The organism is Enterobacter sp. LU1, from assembly GCF_008271405.2.
Lineage (GTDB): Bacteria > Pseudomonadota > Gammaproteobacteria > Enterobacterales > Enterobacteriaceae > Enterobacter > Enterobacter hormaechei_C.
On record NZ_CP043438.2, the window covers coordinates 3,818,916 to 3,831,933 of the forward strand.

Annotated in this window: 8 protein-coding genes, 1 tRNA gene and 4 pseudogenes; 8 read left to right on the forward strand and 5 right to left on the reverse strand. The window is 49.1% G+C overall.

The window, feature by feature from the left end; translation table 11 throughout:
• Nucleotides 1-31: 31 nt before the first annotated feature.
• Nucleotides 32-2,170 carry an ornithine decarboxylase gene (locus tag FZF21_RS18280; RefSeq protein ID WP_047738501.1) on the reverse strand — a complete coding sequence of 713 codons (2,139 nt, stop codon included), beginning with the start codon at nucleotides 2,168-2,170 and terminating at the stop codon, nucleotides 32-34.
• Between the two features lie 181 nt (nucleotides 2,171-2,351).
• Between FZF21_RS18280 and FZF21_RS18285 the strand changes: the two genes are divergently transcribed.
• From FZF21_RS18285 to FZF21_RS18300, 4 genes and pseudogenes are all read left to right on the forward strand, one after another.
• The gene (locus FZF21_RS18285; RefSeq protein ID WP_017692680.1) at nucleotides 2,352-3,065 is read left to right on the forward strand and encodes a DUF554 domain-containing protein; all 714 of its coding nucleotides are present in this window, start codon (nucleotides 2,352-2,354) and stop codon (nucleotides 3,063-3,065) included.
• Between the two features lie 95 nt (nucleotides 3,066-3,160).
• Nucleotides 3,161-3,236: transfer RNA gene (locus tag FZF21_RS18290), tRNA-Phe, on the forward strand.
• Nucleotides 3,237-3,394: 158 nt separating this feature from the next.
• Nucleotides 3,395-4,114, forward strand: a pseudogene (locus FZF21_RS18295) (integrase family protein).
• A 728-nt stretch (nucleotides 4,115-4,842) separates the two neighbouring features.
• Nucleotides 4,843-5,655 carry a hypothetical protein gene (locus FZF21_RS18300; RefSeq protein WP_047738286.1) on the forward strand — a complete coding sequence of 271 codons (813 nt, stop codon included), beginning with the start codon at nucleotides 4,843-4,845 and terminating at the stop codon, nucleotides 5,653-5,655.
• Between the two features lie 247 nt (nucleotides 5,656-5,902).
• Here FZF21_RS18300 and FZF21_RS18305 read toward each other — a convergent pair whose 3' ends face one another.
• The 4 genes and pseudogenes from FZF21_RS18305 to FZF21_RS18320 all read right to left on the reverse strand — a co-directional run.
• Nucleotides 5,903-6,193: a hypothetical protein gene (locus FZF21_RS18305; protein ID WP_126513985.1), complete on the reverse strand. Its 291-nt coding sequence runs from the start codon at nucleotides 6,191-6,193 to the stop codon at nucleotides 5,903-5,905.
• Between the two features lie 217 nt (nucleotides 6,194-6,410).
• The gene (locus FZF21_RS18310) at nucleotides 6,411-6,875 is read right to left on the reverse strand and encodes a DUF943 family protein (RefSeq protein WP_080347220.1); all 465 of its coding nucleotides are present in this window, start codon (nucleotides 6,873-6,875) and stop codon (nucleotides 6,411-6,413) included.
• A 71-nt stretch (nucleotides 6,876-6,946) separates the two neighbouring features.
• The gene (locus FZF21_RS18315; protein WP_047738284.1) at nucleotides 6,947-7,774 is read right to left on the reverse strand and encodes a DUF3289 family protein; all 828 of its coding nucleotides are present in this window, start codon (nucleotides 7,772-7,774) and stop codon (nucleotides 6,947-6,949) included.
• A gap of 402 nt (nucleotides 7,775-8,176) precedes the next feature.
• Nucleotides 8,177-8,305, reverse strand: a pseudogene (locus tag FZF21_RS18320) (type VI secretion system tube protein Hcp); the annotation flags it as partial.
• 709 nt (nucleotides 8,306-9,014) lie between these two features.
• On the opposite strand from FZF21_RS18320, the gene tssB reads away from it, so the two are divergent.
• From tssB to tssD, 4 genes and pseudogenes are all read left to right on the forward strand, one after another.
• The gene (tssB, locus tag FZF21_RS18325) at nucleotides 9,015-9,512 is read left to right on the forward strand and encodes a type VI secretion system contractile sheath small subunit (RefSeq protein ID WP_045349727.1); all 498 of its coding nucleotides are present in this window, start codon (nucleotides 9,015-9,017) and stop codon (nucleotides 9,510-9,512) included.
• Nucleotides 9,513-9,535: 23 nt separating this feature from the next.
• A pseudogene (tssC, locus tag FZF21_RS18330) lies at nucleotides 9,536-10,393 on the forward strand (type VI secretion system contractile sheath large subunit); the annotation flags it as partial.
• Nucleotides 10,390-12,264: pseudogene (gene tssM / locus FZF21_RS18335) on the forward strand (type VI secretion system membrane subunit TssM); the annotation flags it as partial. The pseudogenes tssC and tssM, both read left to right, overlap by 4 nt.
• 39 nt (nucleotides 12,265-12,303) lie before the next feature.
• The gene (tssD, locus tag FZF21_RS22265; RefSeq protein WP_244323634.1) at nucleotides 12,304-12,525 is read left to right on the forward strand and encodes a type VI secretion system tube protein TssD; all 222 of its coding nucleotides are present in this window, start codon (nucleotides 12,304-12,306) and stop codon (nucleotides 12,523-12,525) included.
• The last annotated feature ends 493 nt before the right edge of the window (nucleotides 12,526-13,018 follow it).

A 13,018-nucleotide genomic window follows, 5' to 3' on the forward strand; every position in this document is an offset into this window, starting at 1 on the left:
CGGGTGGCGCTAACGCTTACCCGGCCTACGTTCAGACATTCAATACGTATCCATACAGCCGCTTAATCCCGTCCGCATCTTTCTCGCTGTAAACGCCCTGCAACTCTGGCGAGAAACCCGGCAGCATATTAATGCCCTCTTCCAGCGCCAGGAAATAGCGCTGTACTGCTCCACCCCAGACTTCCCCGGGCACCACACACAGCACGCCCGGCGGGTATGGCAGCGCACCTTCGGCGGCAATGCGTCCTTCGGCATCACGAATACGCACCAGTTCGACGTTCCCGCGAATGTACTCCTGGTTGGCATCCTGCGGGTTCATCACCACGGCAGGCAGGCTCTCCTGACGGAACATCGCCTTCTGTAAATCCTTCACGTTAAAGCTGACGTAGAGATCGTGCATCTCCTGGCACAGCTGACGGATCGTGTAGTCGCGGTAACGCACCGGGTATTTCTGATAGATAGTCGGAAGCACATCCGCGAGCGGTGTGTCGTCTTCAATATGCTGTTCAAACTGCCCCAGCATTGCCACGAGCTGCATTAGCTTCTCCGCGCTCTCGGCTGGCGTCAGCAGGAACAGGATGGAGTTGAGATCGCACTTCTCCGGCACAATGCCGTTTTCGCGCAGGTAGTGGGCGAGAATGGTCGCCGGAATGCCGAAATCGGTATAGTGACCTGTTTCAGCATCAATGCCCGGCGTGGTCAGCAGCAGCTTGCACGGATCGACGAAATACTGCTCGCGGGCATAGCCTTCAAAACCGTGCCATTTTGCACCCGGATCAAAACTAAAGAAGCGACGCTCGCTGGCGATAGCCTGTGTGGGGTGATCCTGCCATGGCCGCCCCGCCACCACCGGCGGGATAAACGGTTTGATCATATTGCAGTTGGCGATGATGGCCTTGCGTGCTTCAATGCCCAGCTCGACGCACTCCGCCCACAGCCTGCGTCCGCTCTCGCCCTCGTGGATCTTGGCGTTCACGTCCAGCGCAGCAAACAGCGGGTAAAACGGGCTGGTGGAGGCATGCAGCATGAACGCATTGTTCAACCGCTTGTGCGGGCAGAAGCGCGACTGACCGCGAATATGGTTATCCTTTTTATGGATCTGCGACGTTTGCGAGAACCCGGCCTGCTGCTTGTGGACCGACTGGGTCACGAAAATTCCCGGATCGTTCTCGTTCAGTTCCAGCAGAAGCGGAGACGTTTCCGCCATCATCGGGATAAATTGCTCGTAGCCGACCCAGGCGGAGTCAAAGAGGATGTAGTCGCAAAGGTGACCGATCTTGTCGATCACCTGACGGGCGTTGTAGATCGTGCCATCGTAGGTGCCGAGCTGAATGATCGCCAGACGGAACGGGCGCGCCTCGGCGGCTTTCTGCGGCGCGACGTCACGGATCAGTTCCCGCAGCCAGGCCTCATCAAAGCAGTGCTCATCAATCCCGCCGATAAAACCAAACGGATTACGGGCTGCCTCAAGATAGACAGGCGTTGCCCCGGCCTGGATCAGCGCCCCATGATGGTTGGACTTGTGGTTGTTGCGGTCGAACAGTACCAGGTCGCCGCGGGTCAGCAGCGCGTTGGTCACCACCTTGTTGGCCGCCGACGTGCCGTTCAGCACGAAGTAGGTTTTGTCCGCGTTGAATACTTTCGCCGCGAACTTTTGCGCGTGCTTGGCGGAGCCTTCGTGGATCAGCAGATCGCCCAGCTTAACGTCGGCGTTGCACATGTCGGCGCGAAAAACGTTCTCACCGAAGAAATCATAGAACTGCCGCCCCGCCGGGTGTTTTTTGAAAAAGGCACCGTGCTGGTGACCCGGACAGGCAAAGGTGCTGTTTCCCATCGCCACATACTGGCTCAGGGTGTCAAAAAAGGGTGGCAGCAGGTTCTCTTCATACCGGCAGGCGGCAGATTCCAGTTCCAGCAATTCCTGTGCTTTACCCGAGATGATCGCCGTGACACCCTCTGGCACCTCTCCTGGCTCTGTTGAGAACAAAAATACCGGTAACTGAAAGCCCGTACGCTTCAGCAATGCGAGAATGCCGCTGTAGCTTTCAACAACCGTAATGACGACTGCCGCCACATCGGTGAAATCAGTGTTATCCAGCATAACTTTTTCGCGATGCGTAGAAACTTTGGATACCAGCTCACGGCTGACGGCAATTTTCATGGTTTTCATAGGCGCAAATACCCTCACCGAACGGCGAGACAGGAAGGAGAAAATTCGCGCAATCATGTCACCTTTTATTTTCAGGTGCAAGAAGGAATCAGTATGCGTTACGCCTCCCAAAGCTAAGCGTAATCAGGGACGAACGTGCCATAATCATGCAATACCAGTGCTTAAATAACAGGAGTTAAACGTGGTAATTGGACCCTTTATCAATGCGGGAGCCGTATTGCTGGGCGGTGTACTTGGGGCAGTATTAAGTCAGCGCCTGCCGGAGCGTATTCGCGTCTCCATGCCTTCTATTTTTGGCCTGGCGTCGTTAGGGATTGGTATCCTTTTAGTGGTGAAATGCGCCAACCTGCCGGTGATGGTACTGGCGACGCTGCTCGGCGCGCTCATCGGCGAGTTTTGCTATCTGGAAAAAGGTATTAATCACGCGGTAGGCAAAGCCAAAAATCTGATTGCCCGACCAGGCAAGGCAAAGCACGGCACGCACGAGTCGTTTATTCAGAACTACGTTGCGATCATTATTCTGTTCTGCGCCAGCGGCACGGGGATATTCGGTTCGATGCAGGAAGGGATGACCGGCGATCCCAGCATATTGATTGCGAAAGCGTTTCTGGATTTCTTTACTGCCACCATTTTTGCCACCACCCTCGGCATCGCCGTCGCCGCGATTTGTGTGCCGATGTTGCTTATTCAGCTGGCGCTGGCCACCTGCGCCACGCTGATCCTGCCGCTGACAACGCCAGCGATGATGGCAGACTTTACCGCCGTCGGCGGCCTGTTGCTGCTGGCGACAGGGCTGCGCATCTGTGGCATTAAGATGTTTGCAGTGGTGAACATGCTCCCTGCCCTGCTGCTCGCGATGCCGCTTTCCGCGCTCTGGACGCGCTTTTTCGCTTAAGTTTGCGACGAAATGGTGAGAGAGTGTGCAGTCTGCACCGAAAGCAACAAATTTCGTTGACGCCGGAGGGAGGATCGGGTTTAATGCGCCCCGTTGCCCGGATAGCTCAGTCGGTAGAGCAGGGGATTGAAAATCCCCGTGTCCTTGGTTCGATTCCGAGTCCGGGCACCACCTTTCCTTTTTTATGCTTCCTTATAAATCCCCATGTGTTTGTGATTCAATGAGTTAGCGTAAAATCTTTCCTGATCCGTTTTGGTTTATCCCTGTGTATCCGGAAAATTGTGGGTCAGATTGAGGGTTCATTCAGTTCGATGAACGGAGAGACCCTCATGTTGACTAACAGTAAATCCGCGCTGCGAAACCCTCGAAAAGTCTTATAAACTCACCGATGCACAAGGTCTGTACCTGACGGTATCCGCCAGCGGCTCTAAGCTGTGGTATTTCCGCTGTCGTTTTGAAGGTAAGGAAAACCGTCTGGCCTTCGGACCCTATCCGCAGGTTACGCTGGCAGAAGCCCGAGAAAAGCGCGATGCGGCGCGTAAGCTGTTGGTATCCGGTGTTTGCCCTTCCCTGCCCCGTAAGGCGGGAACTGACCCGTCTGGCGCTAGAGCTGAATCTGCACGTCTTTTTGCGCTCCAGTGAGCTACGTCTCGCCCGCTGGGATGAGTTCAATCTGAAGCCCGTATCTGGACGGTGCCTGCACAGCGGGAAGCGGTTAAGGGAGTGAGATTTTCATCGCGTGGCGCGTTCCATGAACAAGCTGATGAGTGAAAACACCATCAAAAAAGCGCTGTGGGTAATTGGCTACGACACCAAAACCGAGGCTTGCGGTCACGGTTTCAGAACAGTGGCCTGTAGCGCCCTGAACGAGTCCGCGTGGTCAAAGGATGCCATTGAGCGTCAGATGAACCGCAAGGAGCGCAACGGCGTACGAGCATAAGGCGGAGCATCTGGAGGCGCGTATGGAGATGATGCAGTGGTGGTCGGATTATCTGGACGTGAACCGCGAGAGATACATTGACCCGTATATTTATGCGCGGCGGCATTAGGCAGCCTGAGCCTGCCGGATGACGGCGTATCTGTCACTGAGTACCCGGTACTACTGCCTGCCTGCATTCAGCCATCATCTGCCATCCCACCGACTGATAACCCTGTCACCCTCCATCTCCCGGCGACTGCCGTATCGACTGCCTTCCCACACAACTTGCTGACGTTCTCCAGGCGCTTAAACATGCTGACGCCTGAACGCCTCTTCCTCGTCCGCCAGTCCGTTGATATGCGCTGCGGCATTGATGTATTTTGGGTGTCACGAAGGATGGGGTACATATCAACATTCTCCATTAGCTGTGAAAATATCTCAATATCTGATAATCCAGATCCCTGGTTATTTCGTGTTATATAGCTTTCCGTGCTTACTTAATGTGCTTGTTATATGTATTCCTGGAAAAGTTGCTGCTATTTAATTACCTTCGAGAAAGATATTTCATGACTTAATAAATTTTATGCAGGCCAGAATTTAAAATAATGACGTTGATTTGAACACGTCATAAATAATCTTCATTATCATATATTTTAGCCTGCGAGTGGTCTTTATAAATCATTACCCAAAAGTTTGTCTGGTTTGATTATACTGTTTTATTTATTGTAACTATATTACCAACTAAATCATTCATGGGGTGATTGAATTTATTTTTTAATATTGCAGGAAAATAACGGTATAATGACTGTCCAATTTGGTAGTTTCGATACTATATAATATGAAGATAGGGACTCACTGATGAATATGAAGCCACTGCCCGGTATAATTTGTATCCTTTTACTGGCCGGATGTACAAAATTATCATCTATTGATGGCAGGAAAACCGGAGCTGCTACACCACGCATGGATGCGATTTCCACTCCCGCATCACAGCTTACTGACCGGGATGTTTTTGGTGATGAGCTGACGCTGGATATTACGGAAGAAGATATTGAGAATGCGGTGGAGGAAGCCTCGAATGGGTTTGAGATCCCGCAAAATTCTGCCATCATTCTGGTGGAATCGGGATCACGTGCACCTGATGTTATCATGCAGAAAGAAATGCAGCGATATTACCGGGTTTCCACTTTCTCCGGTATTCCTGTCGCCAGGAAAAAAAGGGCGGTTAAACCAGCAACGCCTGCAAAGGAAACAGACAGCGACACGGAAAATTTTTCAGACAGCAAAAACGGCGTGATCAATGCCAATTATATGCAGGCGCTGCGATACATCGGTGCAAAAGGAAGGCAAAAAAACATTGTGGTTTACTGGAGCGAACTTGAAGCCGGGAAATATAATGCGGCCATAAAAGAGGTGGTCTGGAAAAAGTATACAGGCGGGAATGTTTCCGGCTCATCGCTGCGCTATCTGATCCGGTTTGCTCTGGTGGATGTTGCGACCGGGGAGTGGGCAACGTACTCACCGGCTAATACAGAATTGATGGCTGTTCCGTTGACCGGAAAAACAGACAATAAAAAAGATATGACAGAACAGCAAATTGCAGATCTGAAAAAGAAAACCTGCAAAATGGTGGTTGAGGATCTGGTCAATCGGTACAGCAATAAAATCTGACGGATACGGACTGTGTCGTTCAGGAATATCTGCCGCCGGTGATTTGCGGTGGCAGGCAGCGGTATGAATATTTTCTCGTATCCGGCTTAACTTTTTTCCCTGAACAGAAACCGCGCCAGTGGCCACGCCGCAGACGAGCGCGAATGCGAACGCGGTAAAGTTGCCTGCACCCAACTTGCGAATCTGCATACGTATCGATAACCCGCACGAACGCGGGAGAACGTCTGTTTCCAGAAATTCTAAAACTTCATAATTCCAGTCGGTATGATGGTTCCGGGCCAAACCGCTGACTTGATATTTTTTTAGAGGGTTCAAGACCTAAAATATCAGGCGCAGAGACAAAAAAGGTCTGGCATTGCGGGCAGTGCATAACGGGTTGTTTATAGCTGTTAAGCAATCTGTAGCCGTAATAATCAAACGCTTCAGCCGAACGTTCACAGCATGAGCATTTCCCCTGAACTTTTTCTGGTTCCGGCATATAAGGGATAACTATACCGGTTAATGATTTATAAACAAGCTCAATAGGATTTATTATCACAACCACCTTCCTTTTAAATTAATAAAATAACATGACACCCACATCAGGAAAAATCTAATTTTTCCAACAAAGAAACATCATCTCAATGCATACAAACCAGTTTCATCTTACGAGCAGAATTGATGGCTTTGTGAAACACGCCATATATAAACCATAAAAAGAAGAATCACAAAACCAATCATATCACCAAGCAATTAACTTATGATTAGCTGGACATTTAATTCTGTCTGATAAGCATATCATTATCTTTTTTAGGCTGGTAAAAATAACCAGAGCCAGAAAATAAAAACATCCGATAATAATTACCACCTGAGTCAACGGACATATATATATCTTTTTTTATACATTTTGATTCTGATTTTATATCAGGGAAACAATAAAATTCATCCTCAGCATCATAAGGTGATAATTTTTGATAACCATCACCAAAATTCCATATATATACAGAAAAATCATTTTCAGGGAGATTGTATTTTTCCAGTATTTTTCTTTCATTTTCTCTCCACCAATTCAGTTTCCCTCTGTCTGTAATAGGGAAGTGTCTGGCGAGAATGTTAAGTTGTTCACCCGGATCGTAATGGATGTCCACGATCTCTACTGGCCTACCTGCCCATAAGTATATAATAAATAATATGACGGCAGTCACAATATGAATGGATTTTTTAGTTATTATCCATGACACAATCACATTCCTCATGCAGAATATTGGACTAATTATATTAAAAAAATATCTCACAAGCAGTATATGTACTGTCAGGAATAATACCCTCTAATACCTGATATTTTTACGGTAGCATTTATCTCTGTAATAAATGGTTTAAAAGCATAGTTCTCTTTCTCATAATGTTGAAGTACAAACCAAATTTTAAAGACATCCCAATGGCTATAAAGCCAATGAGTGATATCATTACTGTCAAGACCAAAGTGATCCTGCATCCTGTAATGTATGGTTGCTTCGTAGGTATTCTTAACCACCTTCAGCGATGTTAACGTAATGTGGGTAGCATACATATCGTGGACAGATAATCCCAGCCCATTTATTTTATCCTGGTTCCTGTCAAACTTAGGCAACACTTTATTTTTAATACCGCTTGTCAATTTTGACCTATGGGATTCAGGATATCCGCCAGCATCAAAATCAATATTTTGATCCAGTACACTCTTTATTGACAGATAGGTACTGTTTACTGATTTATCATTCTCAATTTGTTCTTTAGCAGCCAGATCCAGATCTTTACTTGTAAAGACTCCCGAAGTTCTGTTCTGTAGATGATCAACCATTGCAAGGAATACACTGCGATACCCCATGAATGTAAGTTTCGCACTCTCCAGTCTGAAATCGCTGAACAAATTACTGACGACTTCAGCATCAGAAAGAGGTTGAGGAAATTGTGTTACTCCAGGTATAAAAAATTGATTCCGCCAGGGATCAATGGTATCTGATACCTGCTCCAGATGATAATCATTGCGCAATTGCTGTTCTGTTAAATCACCATATTTCATATCCTCAGCCGATTCATCATCCATAAGATGTTTGGTTTTAAATATCATAGTGGGGAACTTCAGTAATGGAACTTTCATAGTATTGCCTTTTTATCCTAAAACGCATCTTCTGTTAAATAAACATCTTCCATAAATAATCTATTAAATTATCTACAGTACATAGTGAGTGGACCGAAGGTCCCCCTTCACCAGGCTTATATGGCCCCCGTCGTGCTCTGCTCCTGCCTGCCCTCCACCGTCACCTTTCCGTCATGGTTGCTGTCCATAGCGTCCATCAGTTCCCGGTAAAAGGGCGGTACATCATGTCGCCGCTGCGGTTTCCTCCAGCGGCTGAAAACCCAGCTTCTGAAAATCGTACTGTCCGGCCTCTTCATATCCATCACCGCTTCGATCCATCTGTAATCGGCACTGTGGCTTCCTTCGGCAGAACATGCTGAGCGTCCACTGCTGCCAACATAATGGTAAATGCCTACTACCCTATTCCTGCACCAGCATTTCGTCTTCATGGCCCTGCACATAGATGTTGCCGACAGAATCAGCAGTAAATGCACCGGCAGTGATATTCCCCTGAGTCTGGCCAGTAATGGAGATGTAACACGGTGTTGGCATTTTATTAACTCCTTGTTGATTAATTACACTAACTACGATGACTGCCTGCGGTTAAAACTTACAGACAGAAGAAGTAATACGGCTCACTCCAGAAACCGCATTTTTTCCATATACGGACTGCTGAAAATACAATTCGCCCGAGCTGTATTAAAAATACACAGATAATTATTTAACGCATAACAATCCCGAACAGAATCCCTATAAAAAAACACATTCAAACAACCATAAGCAACCCATCAACGCTTGCATTTTCTAACAACTTAAAATTGAAAAGGCTGAATCATGAATAATATTATACTCATTAATAACCCCTTCAATATCACTCATTAAACAAGCATTCTCGAAACCTATAAAAATCAATAATTGATAAAAATAATGCATGTTTATTTTGTTATTTGCTGTAGTTATACATAATCCATAAATATTTAAAATACAATGAATGATTCAACAAAATGAGTTCATAACTTATTGCTTTAAATGGATTTAAAGAAAACCGCCATTTACTCACACTTATTAACACCCTGAAGAATACCCTTCTTTCGCGACCTAAAAAAGTGCTTTTAAAAACTTTTCATGCGCGTAAAATGCGATCTAAACTGCACAAGCAAAAATTATCTTTCATCGCCATTAAAGCAGCGTCCCTGGTATTCTTCCTGAATGGATCATGCCGCATTCATGGCCTGGGCAATTAATCAATGGATTATTTCTTATGAGAAACAAAAATGATGGCAGTGTCGCGCCGAAAGAACGAATTTCAATAAAATACACTCCAAAAATTGACGGAGTGCCAACAGATATTGAACTGCCCCTTAACCTTTTGATTACCGGCAATTTGAAAGGTGCGCCGGATGAAACCCCGCTGGATGAACGTACCGCCGTTTCTGTTAACCGACACAACCTCGATGCCGTAATTGCGGAAGCGGGTATCGAGCGGGAATTTTCGGTTCCGGCTGAACTCAGTGATGTGCCTGATGAAAGTCTGCATATCAACCTGAAAATTAAGTCTATGAGCGATCTTTCCCCGGACAGCATCGCCCGCCAGGTTCCGGAGATAAAAAAACTGCTGGAGCTGCGCGAAGCGCTGGTCGCCCTTAAGTCACCAATGGGGAACCTTCCCGCCTTCCGCCAGCAAATCCAGGCGCTGCTGGAAAACGAAGAAACGCGCGAGCAGTTGATCCAGGAACTGGGCATCGCCGCTAAGAAATAATTTTTTGCAGAAGGATTTTCAGTATGTCAGTACAGGAAGATATTACCGCCGCCAGCGCGCCACAGACTGCCGCAGCGCCGTCACTGCTTGATGAAATTATGGCGCAGACCCGTGTCCAGCCTGCATCAGAAAGCTACGATATTACCCGCCAGGGCGTGGGGGCTTTTATTGCCGCCATGCTACAGAACGACAGTAACGAGGAACCCGTCAATATTCTGGCCGTGGATGCCATGATTGCCGATATTGATGCGCGTACCGGCAGGCAGATGGACGCGATTATCCATACTCCAGAGTTTCAGGAAGTGGAATCGCTGTTGCGTTCCCTGAAGCTGCTGGTTGAACGGGCTGATACTCGTGAAAACATCAAAATTCATTTTTTGAACGCCACCCAGGAAGAGTTACTTGACGACTTCGATTTCGCGGCGGATATCACCCAGTCCGCTTATTATAAGCATGTTTATTCAAGCGGTTATGGTCAGTTTGGCGGCGAGCCAGTGGCGGCGGTAATTGGTAATTTTGCGTTTAAAAATACCACGCGGGATATGAAGTTGCTGAAATATCTCAGCCAGGTGTCCGCCATGTCCCATTCACCTTTCCTGTCGTCAATATCGTCCGAATTTTTCGGGCTGGATTCGTGGACGGAATTACCTGGCGTCAAGGAGCCCGGGGCCATTTTCGAAGGCCCGGCTTACTCCCGCTGGCGTGCCCTACGGGAGTCTGAAGATTCCCGTTATCTGGGACTGACCGCGCCCCGGTTCCTGCTGCGCCATCCCTACTCGACCGATGAAAACCTGGTAAAATCGTTCCGTTATAATGAAGATGTCAGCCAGCGCCACGATGATTATTTGTGGGGCAATACCGCGTTTCTGCTGGCTGCCAATCCCTGCTACAAAGTCTGCGCCAGCAGCTACAGGAGATTCGCCAGTGTTTGCACTGCCGCCTGCCGGTATATGTGGTGCTGACCCGGCTGGATCTGCTGACCGGGTTTGCGGCGCTGTTTCATGCGCAGGACAAAAAAGATCGTGAAACGATCCTTGGCGTGACGTTCACCCGGAATGCCCATGAAAGCGACGACTGGCGCAGTGAACTGGACGCCTTTTGGCAGACGTGGGGACAGCAGATGAACCTGGCGCTGGCGGATCTGATGCTGGCGCAGGGGAATGCCGCACAGCGAAGCGCACTGTTCAGCTTTACCCGCCAGATGCAGGGAACGGGAGATATTGTTGCATCCTTACTCACCGCCCTGCTGGACGGCGAAAATATGGACGTGATGCTGCGCGGCGTGTACCTCACCTCCTCGCTACAACGCGGCCAGGTGGATGATATTTTTACCCAGTCCGCCGCCCGCCAGTACGGCCTGGGCAGCAGTTCGCTGGCCTCCTGGCCGCTAGTGGAAACCATGCCTTATTTCACCCGCCGCCTGTTCCCGGAGGTGCTGCTGGCCGAGCCGAATCTGGCCGATGAAAGCAGCGTCTGGCTGGGCAGTTCACGGCGCAGCCTTGTAACAGCCTCCGTCTGTGGTGCCGCAGCTGTTATTCTGCTGGCAGGCGGCTGGCATCACTATTACAACAAAAACTGGCAGTCCGGCGTTGATGTACTCGCGCAGGCCAAAGCCTTTATGAATGTGCCGCCGCCGCAGGGTACTGATGAATATGGCAACCTGCAACTGCCGCTGCTTAACCCGGTACGCGACGCCACCCTCGCCTACGGTGACTACCGCGACCATAATTTTCTGGCGGATATGGGGCTGTATCAGGGTGCCCGCGTGGGACCGTATGTGGAGCAGACCTATATTCATTTGCTGGAGCAGCGTTATCTGCCTTCCCTGCTTAACGGTCTAATCCGCGATCTGAATAACGCACAGCCGGAGAGCGAGGAAAAGCTCGCCGTCCTGCGGGTTATGCGCATGATGGAGGATAAAAGCGGGCGCAATAATGAACTGGTAAAACAGTACATGGCGAAGCGCTGGAGCGATGAATTCCACGGCCAGCGCGATATTCAGACACAGCTGATGTCCCACCTGGACTATGCGCTGGCACATACCGACTGGCACGCAGAGCGGGCGGCAGGTGACAGTGACGCCATCAGCCGCTGGGCACCCTATGACAAGCCGGTTGCTGCCGCACAGCGTGAACTGAGCAAACTGCCAATATACCAGCGCGTCTACCAGACGCTTCGTACCAGAGCCATGGGCGTGCTGCCTGCCGACCTGAATTTACGTGACCATATTGGCCCTAACTTTGATAAGGTCTTTGTCTCCGGTGATGATGACAAACTGGTGATCCCGCAATTCCTGACCCGCTACGGACTGCAAAGCTATTTCGTGAAACAACGTAACAGTCTGGTCGAGCTGACCGCGCTGGATTCGTGGGTGCTGAACCTGACGCAGAGTGTCGCATACAGCGACGCCGACAGGGATGAAATCCAGCGCCATATCACCGAGCAGTATATCAGCGACTACACCGCCACCTGGCGCGCCGGAATGGATAACCTCAACGTTCGCGATTATGAAGCCCTGCCGGAACTGACGGATGCGCTGGAGCAAATCATCAGCGGCGATCAGCCATTCCAGCGGGCGCTGACGGCGCTGCGGGATAACACCCACGCCCTGACGCTTTCGGGCAAGCTGGAAGACAAGGAACGGGAAATAGCAACGAACGAACTGGATTACCGTCTGCTGTCCCGGCTGGGACGCGACTTTGCACCGGAAAACAGCGTACTGGAAGAGCAGAAGGACAAAACCAGTACGCTAAGCCACGGTCTGAGCCGCGATCAAAACGTCAATCATCAGATGCTGACCATCATTAAACCCGTGGATAAATCCTCGCCTCTGCTGGGTAAGGCGATTTCGGATAATGAGTGTCTGACCTGTGTTTTTACTTTTTACCGTACCAACCGTTTTGGCATAAATGAACTGTACTACAAGCTCAAACTGACTAATGCCCGAATATCGAATATCAGTCTGAACGTTCCCCATACCATTACCGACAGTGGAGGGCAGCCAGAAGAGTAAATCTCGTTTAGCTATGAAAGCATTAACTGGGAACACTGTATCGCAGGCACCAGCGCTTACAGTCTGTGGAGTGAACGGCTTTTTTAAGGAAGAGATATACGGGGGATGAGCGTTCTGACTTCCAGTCTGTTGTCTATCGCAGATACTTTTTGCAAAAATATCCACAGCCCTGGAAAAAATTGAATATGTCCGATTAACGAAAGGTTATAGGCTGCCCCGGAAGTTTCCTGACTGATTGTAATGATGTTTTCTGCCACAAACCTGCTGGGTGGTATTATTTATGGACAAACGACATCGCTCATTCATACCTGGTTTGTACCGGGCTATCCAGCGATTTTCTTTCCTGGCGACCTGACGTTACAGCAAAGGGATTTAAACCCCTCATCCGGCGCTCCTGCGAGCGTTGATGGAAACACCTGTATCTGACACCCTTACCGTAGATGTTCTGCTGCATTTGCCGGGGTGGTGTATTTATGATGCGCAACGATTTACG

Excerpts from the sequence above, each read along its gene's own strand:
- FZF21_RS18280 (WP_047738501.1), bottom strand. The coding sequence starts at position 2,170 with ATGAAAACCATGAAAATTGCCGTCAGCCGTGAGCTGGTATCCAAAGTT.
- FZF21_RS18300 (WP_047738286.1), top strand. The coding sequence starts at position 4,843 with ATGAATATGAAGCCACTGCCCGGTATAATTTGTATCCTTTTACTGGCC.
- tssD (WP_244323634.1), top strand. The coding sequence starts at position 12,304 with ATGCTGACCATCATTAAACCCGTGGATAAATCCTCGCCTCTGCTGGGT.
- FZF21_RS18315 (WP_047738284.1), bottom strand. The coding sequence starts at position 7,774 with ATGAAAGTTCCATTACTGAAGTTCCCCACTATGATATTTAAAACCAAA.
- tssB (WP_045349727.1), top strand. The coding sequence starts at position 9,015 with ATGAGAAACAAAAATGATGGCAGTGTCGCGCCGAAAGAACGAATTTCA.